The 17,241-nt window shown below is 68.9% G+C and carries 18 protein-coding genes; 11 read left to right on the top strand and 7 right to left on the bottom strand.

Annotated elements, in window-relative coordinates:
- Positions 1–27: 27 nt before the first annotated feature.
- Positions 28–765, top strand: coding sequence for a class I SAM-dependent methyltransferase (locus VML93_RS04045; protein ID WP_325607926.1), 738 nt, complete (start codon positions 28–30; stop codon positions 763–765).
- Here VML93_RS04045 and VML93_RS04040 read toward each other — a convergent pair.
- Positions 756–2,114: a TIGR01777 family oxidoreductase gene (locus VML93_RS04040; RefSeq protein WP_325607924.1), complete on the bottom strand. Its 1,359-nt coding sequence runs from the start codon at positions 2,112–2,114 to the stop codon at positions 756–758. The genes VML93_RS04045 and VML93_RS04040 overlap by 10 nt on opposite strands.
- Before the next feature lie 63 nt (positions 2,115–2,177).
- Here VML93_RS04040 and VML93_RS04035 point away from each other — a divergent pair, with 63 nt between their 5' ends.
- Complete coding sequence (locus VML93_RS04035; RefSeq protein ID WP_325607922.1) at positions 2,178–3,125, top strand: SDR family NAD(P)-dependent oxidoreductase; 948 nt, start codon at positions 2,178–2,180, stop codon at positions 3,123–3,125.
- Between the two features lie 277 nt (positions 3,126–3,402).
- On the opposite strand, the gene VML93_RS04030 is transcribed toward VML93_RS04035, so the two are convergent.
- From VML93_RS04030 to VML93_RS04020, 3 genes are all read right to left on the bottom strand, one after another.
- On the bottom strand, positions 3,403–4,659 hold the full coding sequence (locus VML93_RS04030) for a glycosyltransferase family 4 protein (protein ID WP_325607920.1): 1,257 nt from the start codon (positions 4,657–4,659) through the stop codon (positions 3,403–3,405).
- Positions 4,660–4,759: 100 nt separating this feature from the next.
- Positions 4,760–6,340 (bottom strand): glycoside hydrolase family 57 protein, encoded by a 1,581-nt coding sequence (locus tag VML93_RS04025; protein ID WP_325607918.1) that lies wholly within the window; start codon positions 6,338–6,340, stop codon positions 4,760–4,762.
- On the bottom strand, positions 6,337–7,155 hold the full coding sequence (locus VML93_RS04020) for a class I SAM-dependent methyltransferase (RefSeq protein ID WP_325607916.1): 819 nt from the start codon (positions 7,153–7,155) through the stop codon (positions 6,337–6,339). Before VML93_RS04020 ends, VML93_RS04025 begins: the two co-directional genes overlap by 4 nt.
- Before the next feature lie 196 nt (positions 7,156–7,351).
- Here VML93_RS04020 and VML93_RS04015 point away from each other — a divergent pair, with 196 nt between their 5' ends.
- The 4 genes from VML93_RS04015 to VML93_RS04000 all read left to right on the top strand — a co-directional run bounded on the left by VML93_RS04015 (position 7,352) and on the right by VML93_RS04000 (position 11,102).
- Positions 7,352–8,152, top strand: a complete 801-nt coding sequence (locus tag VML93_RS04015; protein ID WP_325607914.1) for an electron transfer flavoprotein subunit beta/FixA family protein — start codon at positions 7,352–7,354, stop codon at positions 8,150–8,152.
- A gap of 45 nt (positions 8,153–8,197) precedes the next feature.
- Positions 8,198–9,154, top strand: a complete 957-nt coding sequence (locus VML93_RS04010; RefSeq protein ID WP_325607912.1) for an electron transfer flavoprotein subunit alpha/FixB family protein — start codon at positions 8,198–8,200, stop codon at positions 9,152–9,154.
- A 176-nt stretch (positions 9,155–9,330) separates the two neighbouring features.
- Positions 9,331–10,203, top strand: coding sequence for a GNAT family N-acetyltransferase (locus VML93_RS04005; protein WP_325607910.1), 873 nt, complete (start codon positions 9,331–9,333; stop codon positions 10,201–10,203).
- Positions 10,200–11,102 (top strand): lysophospholipid acyltransferase family protein, encoded by a 903-nt coding sequence (locus VML93_RS04000; RefSeq protein ID WP_325607908.1) that lies wholly within the window; start codon positions 10,200–10,202, stop codon positions 11,100–11,102. The genes VML93_RS04005 and VML93_RS04000 overlap by 4 nt, the downstream gene beginning before the upstream one ends.
- Here the strand turns inward: VML93_RS04000 and VML93_RS03995 are convergent.
- Complete coding sequence (locus VML93_RS03995; protein WP_325607906.1) at positions 11,099–11,611, bottom strand: hypothetical protein; 513 nt, start codon at positions 11,609–11,611, stop codon at positions 11,099–11,101. The two genes, VML93_RS04000 and VML93_RS03995, sit on opposite strands and share 4 nt — an antisense overlap.
- Before the next feature lie 94 nt (positions 11,612–11,705).
- A complete protein-coding gene (locus VML93_RS03990; RefSeq protein WP_325607901.1) occupies positions 11,706–12,224 on the bottom strand; it encodes a hypothetical protein in 519 nt (172 codons plus the stop codon).
- Between the two features lie 107 nt (positions 12,225–12,331).
- Between VML93_RS03990 and VML93_RS03985 the strand changes: the two genes are divergently transcribed.
- Positions 12,332–13,513: a cysteine desulfurase family protein gene (locus tag VML93_RS03985; RefSeq protein ID WP_325607899.1), complete on the top strand. Its 1,182-nt coding sequence runs from the start codon at positions 12,332–12,334 to the stop codon at positions 13,511–13,513.
- Positions 13,510–14,586 (top strand): tRNA 2-thiouridine(34) synthase MnmA, encoded by a 1,077-nt coding sequence (mnmA, locus tag VML93_RS03980; protein WP_325607897.1) that lies wholly within the window; start codon positions 13,510–13,512, stop codon positions 14,584–14,586. The genes VML93_RS03985 and mnmA overlap by 4 nt, the downstream gene beginning before the upstream one ends.
- A gap of 23 nt (positions 14,587–14,609) precedes the next feature.
- Here the strand turns inward: mnmA and VML93_RS03975 are convergent, their stop codons facing one another.
- Entirely contained in the window at positions 14,610–15,245 is a 636-nt protein-coding gene (locus VML93_RS03975; RefSeq protein ID WP_325607895.1) for a sensor domain-containing protein, read from the bottom strand.
- A gap of 96 nt (positions 15,246–15,341) precedes the next feature.
- On the opposite strand from VML93_RS03975, the gene VML93_RS03970 reads away from it, so the two are divergent.
- The 3 genes from VML93_RS03970 to VML93_RS03960 all read left to right on the top strand — a co-directional run bounded on the left by VML93_RS03970 (position 15,342) and on the right by VML93_RS03960 (position 17,225).
- Positions 15,342–16,358 (top strand): methionine synthase, encoded by a 1,017-nt coding sequence (locus VML93_RS03970; protein WP_325607893.1) that lies wholly within the window; start codon positions 15,342–15,344, stop codon positions 16,356–16,358.
- A 64-nt stretch (positions 16,359–16,422) separates the two neighbouring features.
- The gene (locus VML93_RS03965; RefSeq protein ID WP_325607891.1) at positions 16,423–16,914 is read left to right on the top strand and encodes an SRPBCC family protein; all 492 of its coding nucleotides are present in this window, start codon (positions 16,423–16,425) and stop codon (positions 16,912–16,914) included.
- Complete coding sequence (locus VML93_RS03960) at positions 16,911–17,225, top strand: metalloregulator ArsR/SmtB family transcription factor (protein WP_325607889.1); 315 nt, start codon at positions 16,911–16,913, stop codon at positions 17,223–17,225. The genes VML93_RS03965 and VML93_RS03960 overlap by 4 nt, the downstream gene beginning before the upstream one ends.
- Positions 17,226–17,241: the final 16 nt, after the last annotated feature.

Below are 17,241 nucleotides of genomic sequence, written 5' to 3'. Positions count from 1 at the left end.
TGCCGACTTTTCTTACACATCACCCACATGCCTGAGCCCGAATTCGATTACGAAGGCGCCTTCGACGAGGATTACCTGCATTTCTACGTCGAAATACTGCACCGACGAACTGATTCCGACATTGAGCTGATCTGGCAGCGGCTCGGGCTGGAACCCGGGATGGAGGTGCTTGACCTGGCTTGTGGCCACGGGCGCATCACCAACCGGCTGGCGCAGCGGGGATGTCTGATGACCGGCTTGGACTCGTCGGAGTTCTTCCTGCAGTTGGCCCGCCAAGACGCGCAAGATCGGGAAGTCTCGGTCGAGTACGTCCACGGCGATATGCGGGACTTGCCGTGGAGCGGCCGGTTCGACCGGATCATCAACTGGTTCAGCGCGTTCGGGTATTTCGACGACGAGGAAAATCAGCGGGTCCTGGCTCAGGCAGCGGCTGCGCTGAAACCCGGCGGACGACTGGCGATCGAAACGCTCAGCTTCGCATACCTGCTTCGCCACTTCAGTCAGTCAAGCGTCGTCCAGCGCGGCGATGACTTCATGATCGACCAGCATCGACTGGATCTGCTCACCAGCAGGGTTTTCACCGAACGAACCATCGTCCGGGACGGCCGCACTCGCCGCGTCCCCTTCTTCGTTCGGTTGTTCACCTACACCGAACTGCGCGAGCGGTTGCTGGCGGCAGGTTTCACCCAGGTCAGCGGCTACGGCGCGGATCAGGCTCCGCTCACCCTCGACAGCAGGCGGATGATCGTGATCGCTCAGCGTTGATCGGTGTTGCGGCCCAACAGGTGCCGCAGTGCCTGGTCGAGGTCGGGCTGGCGAAAGCGGTGACCGGAATGGTTGAGCCGCCAAGGGGTTACCCGCTGGCTGGCGCCGGCCAGTTCCCGGGCGCCCTGCGCGCCGAGCAGTAGCCGCGGCCCCAGCGACGGCACCGGCAAAACCGCGGGCCGGCGCAACACCTGAGCCAGCGTGCGGGTGTACTCGCTGTTGCGAACAGGTTGCGGGGCAACAGCATTCACCGCCCCAGACAGTGCAGCGTCCCACAGCGCGCGGTGATAGACGTCGACCAGATCGTCGATCCCGATCCAGGACAGCCACTGTCGGCCGTCGCCCAGCCGGCCGCCCAGCCCGGCGCTGAACAGCGGGCGCATCAGCTTTAACGTGCCGCCGCGCGGGGACTGCACGATGCCGGTGCGTACCCGCACCACCCTTAAGCCGGCCTGCTCGGCCGGCGCGGTCGCGTCCTCCCAGTCGGCGACGACGTCGGCGAGAAAACCGTCGCCGCGATCGCTGTCTTCGGTGAGCATCTCGTCTGCGCGGTCGTATCCGTAGTATCCGATCGCCGAAGCCGAGATCAGCACCCTCGGCCCGCCGCGCGCCGCGACTTCGGCCAGCCGCCGTGTCGGGCCGATTCGACTGTCGCGGATCGCGTTCCGGTGTTCGTCGGTGAATCGGCCGGCGATCGAGGCACCGGCCAGATGGATCACCGCGTCGACGCCGGCGAACAGTTCCGGATCTGGGTCATCGGGGTTCCATTGCCGCTCGTCCGCGCCGCGCGGGGCCCCGCGGACCAGCTGGACGACGCGGTGTCCACCGGTGCGCAGAAACGCGGTCAGCGCCGAGCCGACCAGTCCGGACGACCCGGTGATCGCGACCGTCGTCGAAGTCAGACCCTGCTCGGCGGCCAACCGGTGCGCGGCCAGATCGTCGGCCAACTGACGGTGCCGGTAGGCGAACATCGGCCGCAATGCCGACTCGGGCAACGGCGTGTCAACCCGGTCGATAACCCTGGTCCGGGAAGCGGTGACCTCTTCGAAGTCGTGCGTGTGCCGCCACCGGATCGCGATTCGTGCCGGCAGCGAGGCCAGCCCGGCGCTGCCGATGGTGTCGACGAAACGTCTCGGCGGATCGTAGGAATCAGGCTGATGATCGGCCACCCAGCGCAGCCCGCCGGGCAGCGCCAGGGTGGCGTGTCCGTCCTTCAGCGACTCGGCTTCGGAGACCAGCCGCAGCGGCGACCACGGCGGCGAGAGTCGGGTAAACGCGCCCGGTCGGGTGTGCCAGGCGAAAACCTCGTCGCGCGGCGCGTCGACCACGCTCGTATAAACCACCCCCATCACTCGACACTACCGGCGAAGGCGTGCGCGTGGCTTTGCCCGGGGACGGGAATAGTGATCCGTATGAATGTTCTCGACGGAATGCAGTCGGTGCTGGACACGGTCCTGGATCGCGCGGTTGTGCCGGGCTACACCAGCGTCGGCTATCGGCTGCGGCAACGGGGCTGGCCGGACGACCCGACGCCGGACGCACTCACCGGCCGGACCGCACTGGTCACCGGCGCCAACCGCGGCATCGGCAAGGCGATCGCAGCGGGCCTGGCGGGACTCGGCGCGACCGTACTGCTGACCGTCCGTGACCGTGCGAGCGGGGAGCAGGCGGCCGAGGAGATCGACGGCGACGTGCGCGTGGAGGTGTGCGACGTGTCCGACCTGGACGGCGTCCGGGCCTTCGCCGCCGACTTGACGAGCCGGATGTCAACGCTGGACGTGCTCGTGCACAACGCCGGAGTACTGCCCGCCACTCGTACCGAGACGGCGGACGGACATGAGGTCACGCTGGCCACCCACGTCCTGGGGCCGGTGCTGCTGACCGAGTTGCTGCTGCCCATCCTGGGCGACTCCAGCGACGCGCGGGTGATCCTGATGTCCTCGGGCGGCATGTATACCCAGCCGCTGCCCGTTCGCGATCCCGAATACCGCACCGGTCGATACCGCGGCGCCATCGCGTACGCGCGGACGAAACGTATGCAGGTCGCCTTCACCCCGGTCCTGGCCCGCCGCTGGGCCGGATTGCGCGTCTACTCCATGCATCCCGGCTGGGCCGACACCCCCGGAGTGGCGTCGTCGCTGCCGGGCTTTCGTGCGGTGACCGGCCCGCTGCTGCGTACCCCCGAGGAGGGCGCCGACACTGCCGTGTGGCTGGCCGCCACCCATCCCGCGCCGCCGACCGGCCGCTTCTGGCACGACCGGCGGCCCCGCCCGGAGCATTATCTGCTGTCGACCCGCTCCAGCGACGACGCGCGAGAGAGGCTGTGGCAGTACTGCGCCGACGCGATCGGCCTGGACTAGATCTGGCGATCCGGCAGCGCGTGGCTCCGCCGTGCTTGCGATCGCCAACCCTGCGCGGGTGGCGCCGAGACTGAACTGGGGGCGCCGAGACTGAACGGGGGGCGCCGAGACTGAATGCAGATCGCGGTTGTGGGTCAAAACCACGCTCTCACTTCAGTCTCGGTGAGCGCGCCGTACGAGGTGAGCGCGCCGTACGAGGTGAGCGCGCCGTGCGAGGTGAGCGCGCCGTGCGAGGTGAGCCTACGATGGTGGCGACCCGCCGCGCTTGCGATCGCCACTAGCGATCCGGCAGTGCGTGCTCCACGATCGGCAACCGCGGTTGCGGTTGGCGTTCACCGCGTTTGGCCGCCAGATACACCTGTGCGGTCTCGCGCGCCACTGTCTGCCAGTCGAAGTCGGAGGTGAGCCGTTGCCGGGCCGCACGGGCGCGCCGCTGCGCCGCGGCCGGATCGTCGAGCACGCTGCAGACCGCCGCAGCCAGTCCCGCGACATCGCGGGGTGCAAAAGACACCCCGGTCTGGCCGTTGATCACCGCTTCGCCCAGACCGCCGATGTTGGACGTCGCCAGCGGGGTGCCGGCCGCGGCGGCCTCCAGCGCGACAATGCCGAAGGGCTCGTAGTGGCTGGGCAGCACGGCGGCGTCGGCCCGATGCAGAGCCGCCAGCAGTTCGGCGTGGTCGAGATGCCCGACGAACCGAGTTGCCTTGAGCACCCGGTGTTTACGCGTCTGCTCGACAAGCCAGTCAAGCTGGGTGCCTTCCCCGGCGATGGTCAGCGTGGTGCCCGGGTGCCGGCGCCTGATCCGCGGCAGCGCGGCGATGACGTCGTGCACGCCCTTCTCGTACTCCAGCCGCCCGAGATAAAGCAGTTCAGGCGGCCCGGGGTGCGGGCGGCGCGCGGCGTACTGCCAGCGCCGCGCGTCAATCCCGTTGCGTATCACGTTGATCTCGGCCAGCCCGGGTCCGAACAGTTCGGTGATCTCGTCGCGCATCGACGCCGAACACGTGATCAGCGAATCGGATTCACGCACCAGCCACGATTCGAGCGAGTGCACCTGACGGCTGATCGCGCCGGAGACCCAGCCGGAATGCCGGCCCGCCTCGGTTGCGTGAATCGTGGAAACCATTGGCACGTCGTAGAACTGGGCCAGCGCAATGGCCGGATGGGCGACCAGCCAGTCGTGCGCGTGTACGACGTCGGGACGCCAGGTACGAACAGAGCGGTGCCGCTGCCCATCTGTTTTCAAAGACACGCCGGCGCGGATCATCGCATGCCCCATCGCGAGCGTCCAGGCCATCATGTCCTTGCCGAACGAGAACTCGTGCGGATCCTGCGCGGCGGCGATCACCCGGACGCCCTCGCTGACCTCGTCCGACGACGGGTGGGTGCTGGGATCGGTACCGGTGGGACGCCGGGACAGCACGACGACGTCGTGACCGGCCGCAGCCAGCGCCGTCGACAGGTGATGCACATGCCGGCCCAGCCCGCCGATCACCACCGGCGGATACTCCCACGACACCATCAGGATCTTCATGCGCGCGCCCACTGTTCCCGCGAGCGTGCGCAGAATGCCGCCCGAAGCGGCGTTTCGCCGTACATCTGTGCACGCTCGCAGGGGGAAGGCCGGCGCCGGCTCACCTGGGCAGCCTACGGGCATCCAGGGCGCCGAACAGGCCGTCGGCGCGGTTCCAGCCGTCGGCCAGGCGTTGCGCGCTGTCGCGCCGGCCCGACGCCAGCGCCCCGGCGATCTCCCGGGTGGCGTGGGCGTGCAGGTGGGCGCGGTAGCGGGCGTAGTCGGCGGCGGAGTCCTTACTGACCATGAACGGCCAGTCGCTGGACACGGTGAGCAGCGTCTCGCGCAGGATCTGGTCGGCGACCCGATCGCGGGGGATGGGGCCGTCCAGCGACGCCGTCTGCGCCAGCGCCTTGTCGACGGTGGTCAAAGCCGTGTCGACCACTTCGGCGTTGAGCTGGACCAGGTCGACCACCTTCTCGCCGGCCCACACCTGCCAGTCCTTACCGGAACCCCAAGAGCTGGGCGGCAATTCGACGGAAGCGCCGACGAATCCGTCGTTGATCGCGTCGGTCAGCGTGCCCACCCGCACGCCGGCGGCGGGCAGGGCCCGCAGGACGCGCTGCAGCCACGTCGGCCCTTCGTACCACCAGTGGCCGAACAACTCGGTGTCGAAGGCGGCGACGACGTGCGCCGGCCGTCCGATGCGCTCGGATTCGGCGAGCAGCCGGTTGCGCACCAGGTCGACGAAGTCGGCGACGTGGACGTCGACCGCGCGGTCAGCGCGCTCGGGGTCGTACGGGGCTTTGGCCTCCGACGGCACATTGCGGCCGGTGATCCTGGCCGGCTTGAGGCCGGTCAGGTGGTCGTAGGTGTGGAAGTCCCGGTACGCGGCGTGCCCCGGGTAGCCGGACTTCGGCGACCACACCCGGTAGCTGACCTGCAGGTCGCGCCCGAACGCGACGACGTTGCTGCTGCCGACCGGCCGGCCCAGTGCGGTGTCGCCGTGCAGCGACGGGCCGTCGACCATGAAGTGCGTGACGCCGGCAGCCGTGTACTCGGTTTCCAGGTCCGGGGCATAAGCGCATTCCGGCGCCCAGATCCCGGTCGGAGTGTGGTTCAGCCGCAGCGCCGCGTCGGCCAGGCCTTCACGCAGGGCGAACTCACGCAGCCGTGGCGCCAGCAGCGGCTGGAAGGGATGGGCCAACGGCCCGCCGAGCAGTTCCACGGTGCCGGCGTCGATCAGGCCGCGCAGCAGCGGGCTGCCGCCGTGCCGCCACAGCGTTTCGAAGTCCTGCAGGGCCTGGTCGGCTTCGGCGCATTCGCGCCTCCCGAAGGCCCGCAGTGCTTCCGGCGTGCACGCCGAATAGCCGGCCGATTTGGACTCGGGAATCGCCTTCACGCTGGCAGCCTCGGCTGCGCGCAGCCGCCAGTTGGCCAGCCAGTGGTGCATGCCGTCGAGGCAATACGCGTCGTCGAGCTGGGCATTCACCACCGGGGTGACGCCGAGCGCGAGCAGCCGGTGCCGATCCTCGTCGGCCAGGGCGCGCAGCACCCGCAGCAGCGGCAGATAGGCCGCCGACCACGACTGGTAGAGCCACTCCTCGCCGACCGGCCACCGGCCGTGGTGTGCCAGCCACGGTAGGTGGGTGTGCAGCACCAGGGTGAAGAGGCCGGGTACCGGCTCGCCGGAGGTGCTCACGGCCGCACCGCGATCGCGATCAGATCAAGGCTGTCATCTATATCGTGGCTGGACTCCTTGGCCTCGACGATGTCGAAGTCGGCTGTGGTCACCGCGGCGACATCGGCGATCAGCTCGGGCGCCCAGGGCGCGTCGGCCACCGCGCGGGCGATCTGCGCGTCGATGATCGACCCGCCGTGGCGGGCGTCCATCTCGCGCAGCCGCGGGCCGTGAAACACGCCGCTCATCGACACGTCGGAGAAACCGGCGTCGACCAGCAGTTCGGTCAGCTCGTCGGCGTTGAGCTCACGGGTGTGAAACGGGTTGATCGGGGTGTCGCGGCCCGGTGAGAAGGTGATCCGGTTCGGCGTGGACACCATCAGCAGCCCCGAGGGGCGCAGCACCCGCAGACATTCCCGGACGAACTGGCCCTGGTCCCACAGGTGCTCGATGACCTGGAAGTTCACCACCACGTCCACCGACGCGTCGGATAGCGGCAGTTCGGCGAGGTTGGCCTGCCGCACCTCCACCCGGGGATAGCGGCTGCGCACATGGGTGACCGCCGATTCGTCGTAGTCCACCGCGAAGACCCGGCGGGCCACATCGGCGATCAGGTCGGCGCCGTACCCCTCGCCGCAGCCGGCTTCCAGCACGTCGCGACCGACGCAGCGCGGCGCCAGCCGTTCATATGCGACCTCGTGGCGGCGGAACCAGTAGTTCTCGATGTCCAGATCGGGAATGGTGCGCTCACCGGTCAGCGTCAGCACCGCCGGGACCGCCGGGGAGGCAGCCGACGGGGTGCCGTCGGGGATCTGGTCGGGAACGAATGCGCTCATTGCATAGGCAGGCTAACCCGTGCCGGGCGAATAGCGAACCGGGCGGGCAGTGGTGCCATCGTGACCAGCTATGGTGTGATGGCAGTCCGCGCAAAGTTACCTATCAGTAACATCGCTGCGCGCGGTTGCGGAACGCGTGACCGAGGTCCCGTAGTCGACCGCTGCGGGACACCTTCGAGGAGGACGAATCACACTCATGACGAACATCGTGGTCCTGATCAAGCAGGTCCCAGACACCTGGTCGGAGCGCAAGCTGACCGACGGCGATTACACGCTGGACCGCGAGGCCGCCGACGCGGTTCTGGACGAGATCAACGAGCGCGCGGTGGAAGAAGCGCTGCAGATCCGCGAGCGGGAGGCCCGCGACGGCGTCGAGGGGTCGGTGACCGTGCTGACCGCGGGCCCCGAGCGCGCCACCGAGGCGATCCGCAAGGCCCTCTCGATGGGCGCCGACAAGGCCGTCCACCTCAAGGACGACGGCATGTCCGGCTCGGACGTCATCCAGACCGGGTGGGCGCTGGCGCGCGCGTTGGGCACCATCGAGGGCACCGAGTTGGTCATCGCCGGCAACGAGGCCACCGACGGCGTCGGCGGCGCGGTACCGGCCATCATCGCCGAGTACCTGGGCCTGCCTCAGCTCACCCACCTGCGCAAACTGTCGGTCGCCGACGGCAAGGTCACGGGCGAGCGCGAGACCGACGACGGCGTCTTCACCCTGGAGGCCGCGCTGCCCGCGGTGGTCAGCGTGAACGAGAAGATCAACGAACCGCGCTTCCCGTCCTTCAAGGGCATCATGGCCGCCAAGAAGAAAGAGGTCACGGTGCTGACCCTGGCCGAGATCGGGGTCGAGGCCGACGAGGTCGGGGCGGCCAACGCCGGGTCGACCGTGTTGTCCTCGACCCCGAAGCCGCCGAAAACGGCCGGTGAGAAGGTCGCCGACGAGGGCGAAGGCGGCAACCAGATCGCCCAGTACCTGGTCTCCCAGAAGATCATCTAGTAGCGCTCCCGACTGACTCCCCCCGACTGAAGAGGCAGATAACCCATGGCTGAAGTATTGGTGCTCGCCGAGCACGCTGATGGTGCGCTGAAGAAGGTCAGCGCCGAATTGATCACCGCCGCCCGAGTACTGGGCGAGCCGGCCGCCGTCGTCGTCGGTGCGCCCGGAACCGCCGCACCGCTGATCGACGGGCTCAAGGCGGCAGGTGCCGCCAAGATCTACGTCGCCGAGTCCGACGACGTCGACAAGTACCTGATCACCCCGGTGGTCGACGTGCTGGCCGGGCTGGCCGAGTCGTCGGCTCCGGCCGCGGTCCTGCTCGCCGCCACCGCCGACGGCAAGGAGATCGCGGGCCGGCTCGCCGCCCGGATCGGATCCGGCCTGTTGGTCGACGTCGTCGAGGTCAAAGAGGGGGCAGTGGGCGTCCACTCCATCTTCGGCGGCGCGTTCACCGTCGAGGCGCAGGCCAACGGCGACACCCCGGTGATCACCGTGCGGGCCGGCGCCATCGACGCCGAGCCGAGCGACGGCGCGGGCGAGCAGGTCAGCGTGGACGTGCCGGCACCCGCCGAGAACGCCACCAAGATCACCGCCCGCGAGCCCGCGGTCGCCGGTGACCGGCCGGAGCTGACCGAGGCCTCCGTCGTGGTGTCCGGTGGTCGCGGCGTGGGCAGCGCGGAGAACTTCTCCGTGGTCGAGGCGCTGGCCGACTCGCTGGGTGCCGCCGTCGGGGCGTCCCGCGCCGCGGTGGACTCCGGCTACTACCCGGGCCAGTTCCAGGTGGGCCAGACCGGTAAGACGGTGTCGCCGCAGCTCTACATCGCGCTGGGCATCTCCGGGGCGATCCAGCACCGGGCCGGCATGCAGACCTCCAAGACCATCGTCGCGGTCAACAAAGACGAGGAGGCGCCCATCTTCGAGATCGCCGACTACGGCGTGATCGGCGACCTGTTCAAGGTGGCCCCGCAGCTGACCGACGCGGTCAAGGCCCGCAAGGGCTAGGTTTCTCTGCGCGAGCCTCCCGCTCGCGAGCAGACACAGAAGCACCCGCACGCCCGGCGTCGGGTGCTTCTGTGTCTGCTCGGTCACTTTTTCCGCGATATTTCGTCATCTGACGTGCACCGACATGTCAGCGCCTCGATGCCGATTAGCACATCGATTGAGACACGTTGGTGACCATGAGCATCGCTTCTGTCCTGATAGCTGCCGACAAACCATGTGCCTCGGCGACACCGTCGTCGCCCGGGCCACGCTATTCCCTGTTGCTATCGACCGACTCCAGCCTGATCGAGGCGGCGCAGCGGCTCCGTTACGACGTGTTCACCACCACACCCGGCTTCTCACTGCCGGCGGCGGACGACACCCAGCTGGACGAAGACCGATTCGACGAGTTCTGCGACCACCTGCTGGTGCGCGATGACAGCACTGGCGAGCTGGTGGGTTGCTACCGGATGCTGCCGCCGACGGGTGCCGTCGCAGCCGGGGGCCTCTATACCGCAACGGAATTCGATGTTCGCGCCTTCGACCCGCTGCGTCCGTCGCTGGTCGAGATGGGCCGCGCCGCGGTGCGGGAAGGCCACCGCAACGGTGGTGTGGTGCTGCTGATGTGGGCCGGCATCCTGGCCTACCTGGACCGCTGCGGCTACGAGTACGTGACCGGCTGCGTGTCCGTGCCGATCGAGACCGACGGCCAAGCGCCGGGCAGTGAGCTTCGGGGTGTGCGCGACTTCGTGCAGAAGCGCCATGCCGCTCCCAGCGAGTACCGGGTGCGTCCCTACCGACCGGTGCAGGTGAACGGCAGAGTCCTCGATGACATCCCCCCGCCGCCACGGCCGACGGTTCCGCCGCTGATGCGGGGTTACCTGCGGCTGGGCGCCCAGGTCTGCGGTGAGCCCGCACACGACCCGGACTTCGGAGTGGGCGACTTCTGCGTGCTGCTCAGCAAGCAGAACGCCGACACCCGATATCTGAACCGGCTGCGGTCGGTGTCTGCGGCCTCGGAAATGGCCGCCGACCTGGCTGGCGGCTCTAACCAGCGATCAGCCCAGTGAACAGCCCCGCGGTCACCGGACATGCCTGGTTGCCGCACGCCTCGTGCGACGTCAGCTGTGTCGGCGTCGGCGACGCGGCCGGATCGCGGCGTTGGTTGGTGTATCTGCGGTTAGCGCGCCGCATCACGCTGGCGCTACTGCTGGCACCAGGACTGCCGCTGTTGGCGGTGCCGGTGCCGGGCCGGGCGCGGGTGCAACGCGCCTATTGCCGGTTGGTGTTGCGCTGCTTCGGCGTCCGGATCACGGTGACCGGCAGCCCGATCCGCAACCTGAGCGGCGTCCTGGTGGTCAGCGACCACATCTCCTGGCTGGACGCCTTCGCGATCGGGGCGGTATTGCCAGGCTCGTTCGTCGCCCGTGCCGACCTGTTCACCGGACCCGCGACCGGGATCGTGGCCCGCGTGCTGAAGATCATCCCGATCGAGCGCGCCAGTCTGCGCCGGCTGCCCGAGGTGGTAGACGCCGTCGCGCGCCGATTGCGTGCTGGTCAGACGGTGGTGGTCTTCCCGGAGGGCACTACCTGGTGCGGGTCACCCGGCGACGGTGGAGGCCCCGCAGCGGCGCGAGGAGACGCCCGGCAACCGCATCGCGGGGCCGGGCGTTTTTATCCGGCAATGTTCCAGGCCGCGATCGACGCCGGACGGCCCGTGCAGCCACTGCGGCTGACCTATCACCACGTCGACGGATCCATCTCGACCGCGCCGGCCTACGTCGGCGAGGATACGTTGCGGCGGTCCGTCGGCCGGCTGCTGTCGGTGCGCCGCACGGTCGCACGCGTGCGGGTGGAATCGCTGCAGCTACCAGGTACTGACCGGCGGGCGCTGGCCAGGCGCTGCCACTCCGCGGTGCAAGTGGGGACCCCGGGACCGGAACCCGTCCCAGGCCTGCAGGTGGCTTAACCCGACTTGGTTCGCCACCACTGGTACAGGCTGGAAATGTCTGAACCCTGGACCGCGGCCGCCCTCATCTTCGCTTTGTCCGTCCACACCACCACGGCGACCGTCGAGCCGGAGTCATCGATCGTTCCGCACTCGACCTGGCCACCGTTCTTTTCGCCGGAGCCGTACCCCCACGGGCCGGGCGACTGCTGGTCGAGCGGGCACTGCGGCGACACCGTCATCTTCACGCCCTGGAACGCGGCGTTGAGGTCGTCGACGTTTTGGTACAACGCAAACGAGGCCGCCGTGGGTCCGCCCGACTCGGTGCTTTGGTCGCAGGACACCTTTTCCACCGCCGGCGGCTTGGGACTCTCCTGCTTGCAATTACTCGAGGAAAAGCCCGACGGCAGCATCGACATCAGCTGGCTGGGGTCACCCGAGGCCACCGCGCCGCTGAAAGCGCCGAGCACGGCAGCGCCGCCCAACGCGGTTGTGGCGATCAACCTGGCGGATTTGGTGAAATCGAACATTGCAACCCGACCCTTCTGGCGTGTGGCACGTTATCGGCGAATGGTACTTCCGCCTGGTACGCCCGGGAAGCGGTTCTGGGCAAATACGCAACCGTCAGCCGGACTTGGTTCGCCACCACTGATACAGGTTGGAAATGTCTGAACCCTTGATCTGGGCCAGCCTGAGTTTGGATTTGTCCGTCCAGAGCACCACGGGAACCGTCGTATTGGAGTCACCGTCGATGGTTCCGCATTCGACCAGGCCACCGTTCTTTTCACCGGAGCCATAACCCCACGGGCCAGGCGACACCTGGTCGCCCGGGCACGTCGACGCCAGGTTGATCTTGACGTTCTGGAACCCGGTGGCCAGGTCGTCGACGTTTCCGTACGACGCGAATTTGGCTCCCGACGGGCCGTCCGACTCGCTGCTCTGGTCGCAGCTGACCCTTTCCAGCGCAGGCGGCTTGGGCGCTTCCTGATGGCAATTACTCGAGGTAAAGCCCTGCGGCAGCATGGACATAAGCGTGCCCGGGTCGCCCGTGGCCGGTGGACCGTCGACGGCCGAGCAGAAAACGGCGGCGCCGCCCAGCATGGCACCAGCGATCAACTTGGCGGACTTGGCGAAATCGAACACTGCAACCCGACCCTTCTGGCGTGAACTTGTCGGCGAATGGTACTTCCGCCAGTTAGGCCGCTCGAAATTCGGGGTCGCTGAGCCGGACCGGTATTCTGGGGCGCGTCATGGTCTACCTGGATCACGCAGCCACCACCCCGATGCACCCCGCCGCCGTCGAGGCGATGACGGCTGTGTTCGGCACGGTCGGCAACGCCTCGTCGCTGCACACCAGCGGCCGGACGGCGCGGCGGCGAGTCGAGGAATCCCGTGAGCTGATCGCGGACAAGCTCGGCGCCCGTCCGTCCGAGGTGATCTTCACCGCCGGCGGCACCGAGAGCGACAACCTGGCCGTCAAGGGCATCTATTGGGCGCGCCGTGATGCACAGCCGCGCCAGCGCCGCATCATCACCACCGAGGTGGAGCACCACGCGGTGCTGGACTCGGTGAATTGGCTTGTCGAACACGAAGGCGCCCAAGTGACTTGGCTGCCCACCGAATCCGACGGCTCGGTGTCTGCGGCGGCGCTGCGCGAGGTGCTGCAGAGTAACGACGACGTCGCGCTGGTGTCGGTGATGTGGGCCAACAATGAGGTCGGAACCATTCTGCCGATTGCTGAACTCGCTTCCATCGCAACCGAATTCGGCGTCCCATTGCACAGCGACGCCGTTCAGGCGGTGGGGCAGCTGCCGGTCGACTTCCCCGCCAGCGGGCTGTCGGCGATGAGTGTGGCCGCGCACAAGTTCGGCGGCCCGCCCGGAGTGGGCGCATTGTTGTTGCGCCGCGACGTCAGCTGTGTGCCGCTGTCGCACGGCGGCGGGCAGGAGCGCGACATCCGCTCCGGCACACCGGATGTCGCCGGCGCCGTCGGGATGGCCACGGCGGCACAGATCGCGGTGGACGGACTGGAGGCCAACGGGGTTCGGCTGCGGGCACTGCGTGACCGCCTGGTGCAGGGCGTGCTGAGCACGATCGACGACGTCCGGCTCAACGGAGCCCGCGATCCGTTGCGGCTGCCGGGCAACGCGCACTTCACCTTCCGCGGCTGCGAAGGTGACGCTCTGCTGATGTTGTTGGACGCCAACGGAATCGAGTGCTCGACCGGATCGGCCTGTACCGCCGGCGTCGCGCAGCCGTCGCATGTGCTGGTCGCGATGGGCGCCGATGCGGCCAGCGCGCGCGGATCGCTGCGACTGTCGTTGGGGCACAGCAGTGTTGACGCAGACGTCGACGAAGCGCTGCGGGTGCTGCCCGGGGCGGTGGAGCGCGCCCGTCGGGCCGCCCTGGCCGCCGCGGGGGCGTCCCGGTGAAAGTACTCGCCGCCATGAGCGGTGGCGTCGACTCGTCGGTTGCCGCCGCACGTATGGTCGATGCCGGCCACGACGTGGTCGGTGTGCACCTGGCATTGTCGACCGCACCCGGCACGCTGCGCACCGGGTCGCGCGGTTGCTGCTCGAAGGAAGACGCCTCAGACGCGCGCCGTGTCGCCGATGTGCTCGGAATCCCCTTCTACGTATGGGATTTCGCGGAGAAGTTCAACGCGGACGTGATCGACGACTTCGTCGATTCCTACGCCCGCGGGGAAACGCCGAACCCCTGTGTGCGGTGCAATCAGCGGATCAAGTTCGCCGCGCTGTCCGCGCGGGCCCTGGCGCTGGGTTTCGACACGGTGGCCACCGGCCACTACGCCCGGTTGTCGGAGGGGCGGTTGCGCCGCGCCGTCGACCGGGACAAGGACCAGTCCTACGTGCTGGCGGTGCTGACCGCCGAGCAGTTGCGGCACGCCGCATTCCCGATCGGCGACACCCCCAAGCCGCAGATCCGTGCCGAGGCCGCCCGGCTCGGGCTGGCGGTCGCCGACAAGCCGGACAGCCACGACATCTGCTTCATTCCGTCCGGGAACACCCGTGCCTTTCTGGGTGAGCGCATCGGGGTGCGGCGCGGCACCGTCGTCGGCGCCGACGGCGCGGTGCTGGCCACTCATGACGGCGTGCACGGTTTCACGGTCGGCCAGCGCAAAGGCCTCGGCATCGCCGGGCCGGGGCCGGACGGCCGCCCGCGCTACGTCACGGCGATCGACGCCGACAGCGCGACGGTTCACGTCGGTGACGTGGCCGACCTCGACGTGCGGGAGCTGACCGGACGGGCGCCGGTCTTCACCGGGGGAGTGGCGCCGTCGGGTCCCGTCGAGTGCCTGGTCCAGGTCCGTGCGCACGGCGAAACCGCCGGTGCGATAAGCGAATTGGTCGACGACGAGCTTGTTGTGCGGTTGCGCTCCCCGCTGCGCGGTGTGGCGCGCGGCCAGACGCTGGTGCTGTATCGCGCGGATCCTGACGGCGACGAGGTGCTGGGCAGCGCCACCATCGCCGGCACCGGAGGCTAGTTCGGCGCCCTACTGGGCGGGCGCTAACCCGGGATGTTGGCGGCGATGTTGGTCATCACGATGTCGGATACCGACGGCGGGAAGCCGCAGAAGGTGACCTCGAGCAATGCCACCGACAGCACCCGATAGTCGCGGCCACAGTCGCCGGGCCGGAAGCGCAGCGAATCGCCCTCGGACTTCCAGTTGCCGATGTACGACCGGCCGTCCGGGCTGCTCGCGCAGTCCCGCACGGTGCCGACCAGGGCGTCGAAGGCGCGCCGGGCGGTGCCCGCATCCGGGTAAGCGGCGGCGCCCTCGGAGATCAGGGCGCCATCCGGGGGGTCCTGGAAGGTGGTTTTGTGGAACTCTTCGACGTCGGGCCCGAAGGTCGCCGTCTCGGCGTAGATGAACCGGCACTGCTTGGGCAGATGCTGGGCGAGTTCCTCGATGTCCACCGGGGACCTGCCGTCCATGGTGGGGATGATCGTCAGGTGCTCACCGGCACCGGTGATCGCGCCCATCCGGGACTGTTCCAGCAGGATCTTGTCGACGTTCACACCCTGCACGCCCCTGGCGGCAGGACCGAATCCCGGCAGCGCGCTGCCGCCCACCACCCGCGTGCATGCGGCCGTCAGCAACAGCGCGCCGCACAACACCAGCGACCGCGTCAACCCTGCCATTTCAGACCCTTCTTGCCAATCGAACCTACCTGTGCCGGAGGGCGGTAAACACCCCTGGCGAGCGACGTTCGATGTGAGGTCGAATACGGTTGCCGGGTGAGTGCTTTCGCGACGGCCAGCGGCGTCGGATCGTGGCCCGGCGTCGGCGCGCGGCAGGCCGCGGAGGTCGTCGTCGGCGAGTTGGCGCATGCGCTGGCCCACATCGTCGAGTTGCCCGCCCGCGGAGTGGGTGCCGACATGCTGGGGCGGGCCGGCGCGCTGCTGATCGACGTGGCCATCGACACGATGCCGCGCGGTTACCGCATCGCCGCGCGGCCCGGCGCGGTCACGCGCCGGGCCGTGAGCCTGCTCGACGAGGACATGGACGCCCTCGAAGAGGCTTGGGAGGCGGCCGGCCTGCGCGGCGGCGGGCGGGTGGTCAAGGTGCAGGCGCCGGGACCGATCACGCTGGTCGCCGGGCTGGAGCTGGCCAACGGCCACCGGGCGATCACCGACCCGGGTGCGGTGCGTGATCTGGCTGCGTCATTGACCGAAGGCGTCGCCGCGCACCGGGCAGCGCTGGCCCGTCGGCTCGACACGCCGGTGGTGGTGCAGTTCGACGAGCCGTCGCTGCCGGCGGCACTGGGTGGATCGCTGACCGGGGTGACCGCGCTGAGTCCGGTTGCCGCGCTTGACGAAGCGGTGGCCGGCGCGCTGCTGGACACGTGCATCGCGGGTGTCGGCGCCGACGTGGTGCTGCACAGCTGCGCGCCCGATCTGCCGTGGGACCTGTTGCAGCGCAGCAATATTGGTGCGATATCGGTGGACGGCGGCGCGCTGCGGGCCGCGGATCTCGACGGCGTCGCGGCGTTCGTCGAATCGGGACGCACCGTCATGCTGGGCGTCGTGCCCACCAGTGCGCCGCGCCGGCGGCCCTCGGCCGAAGAGGTGGCCGGCGCGGTGGTCGCGGTTACCGATCGGCTGGGATTCGGCCGCTCGGCGTTGCGGGACCGGATCGGGGTCACCCCGGCGTGTGGCCTGGCGCCGGCCACGCCGCAGTGGGCGCGGACCGCGATCGGGCTCGTCCGCAAGGCCGCCGAAGCCTGGCGCCAAGACCCCGGCGCGATCCAATAGGCAACCAAAAGGTTGCGTTTCAGGGCCGGGCGTGGTGGACTGAAAAGCAACCAGGAGGTTGCATATGAACACCGATCGCATTGAAAAGCAGGTCGTGCTGCGGGCGCCGTTGGCGCGGGTATGGCGCGCCATCAGCGACGCCGAGGAGTTCGGGCGCTGGTTCGGCGTCCGCTTCGACGGCCCGTTTGTCGCGGGAACATCCATCACCGCGGCGATCGCCCCGACCGTCGTCGACGAAGGCGTCGCCAAACGTCAGGAAGCGCACGCCGGGCAGCAGAGCATCTGGCAGATCGTCGCGATCGAGCCGCAGCGGCGGTTCGCCTATCGGTGGCACCCGTTCGCGATCGACCCGGATGTCGACTACGACGCCGAGCCGACCACGCTGGTCGAGTTCACCCTGTCGGAGACCTCCGGCGGCGTGCTGCTCACCATCGTCGAATCCGGTTTCGACGCCATCCCGCTGTCGCGCCGGTCGGCGTCCTTCGAGGCCAACTCCGAAGGCTGGACCATCCAGAGCGACATCGTGCGCCGGTACCTGGAGGACGCGCGGGTATGAGCACTGTCGGGGCGCCGCTGTTCGACGCGCTGGGCGACCCCAATCGGCTGCGTATCATCGTGCGGCTCTGCGATTTTGGCCCGAGCTCGACGTCGCAGGTCACCCAGGTGATTCCGGTGACCAGGCAGGCGGCCAGTAAGCATCTGGAGCTGCTTCAGGCGGTGGGACTGGTCACCAGCAGCCGGCGCGGCCGCGAGCGGGTGTGGACCGTGCGGACCGAGCCGTTGGCCCAGGCCAGCGACTACCTGACCCAGCTGTCGCGCCGGTGGGACGCCGCGGTGGATCGGTTGCGCGCCTTTGTGGAGGACTGACCCGCCGAGCGTGCTC

The organism is Mycobacterium sp., assembly GCF_035499775.1.
GTDB lineage: Bacteria > Actinomycetota > Actinomycetes > Mycobacteriales > Mycobacteriaceae > Mycobacterium.
Note: the sequence above shows the minus strand (reverse complement) of the source record. Positions and strands in the feature narration are given on the sequence as shown.

Excerpts from the sequence above, each read along its gene's own strand:
- VML93_RS04045 (WP_325607926.1), top strand. The coding sequence starts at position 28 with ATGCCTGAGCCCGAATTCGATTACGAAGGCGCCTTCGACGAGGATTAC.
- VML93_RS04040 (WP_325607924.1), bottom strand. The coding sequence starts at position 2,114 with ATGGGGGTGGTTTATACGAGCGTGGTCGACGCGCCGCGCGACGAGGTT.
- VML93_RS04035 (WP_325607922.1), top strand. The coding sequence starts at position 2,178 with ATGAATGTTCTCGACGGAATGCAGTCGGTGCTGGACACGGTCCTGGAT.
- VML93_RS04030 (WP_325607920.1), bottom strand. The coding sequence starts at position 4,659 with ATGAAGATCCTGATGGTGTCGTGGGAGTATCCGCCGGTGGTGATCGGC.
- VML93_RS04020 (WP_325607916.1), bottom strand. The coding sequence starts at position 7,155 with ATGAGCGCATTCGTTCCCGACCAGATCCCCGACGGCACCCCGTCGGCT.
- VML93_RS04015 (WP_325607914.1), top strand. The coding sequence starts at position 7,352 with ATGACGAACATCGTGGTCCTGATCAAGCAGGTCCCAGACACCTGGTCG.
- VML93_RS04010 (WP_325607912.1), top strand. The coding sequence starts at position 8,198 with ATGGCTGAAGTATTGGTGCTCGCCGAGCACGCTGATGGTGCGCTGAAG.
- VML93_RS04005 (WP_325607910.1), top strand. The coding sequence starts at position 9,331 with ATGAGCATCGCTTCTGTCCTGATAGCTGCCGACAAACCATGTGCCTCG.
- VML93_RS03995 (WP_325607906.1), bottom strand. The coding sequence starts at position 11,611 with ATGTTCGATTTCACCAAATCCGCCAGGTTGATCGCCACAACCGCGTTG.
- VML93_RS03985 (WP_325607899.1), top strand. The coding sequence starts at position 12,332 with ATGGTCTACCTGGATCACGCAGCCACCACCCCGATGCACCCCGCCGCC.
- VML93_RS03975 (WP_325607895.1), bottom strand. The coding sequence starts at position 15,245 with ATGGCAGGGTTGACGCGGTCGCTGGTGTTGTGCGGCGCGCTGTTGCTG.
- VML93_RS03965 (WP_325607891.1), top strand. The coding sequence starts at position 16,423 with ATGAACACCGATCGCATTGAAAAGCAGGTCGTGCTGCGGGCGCCGTTG.
- VML93_RS03960 (WP_325607889.1), top strand. The coding sequence starts at position 16,911 with ATGAGCACTGTCGGGGCGCCGCTGTTCGACGCGCTGGGCGACCCCAAT.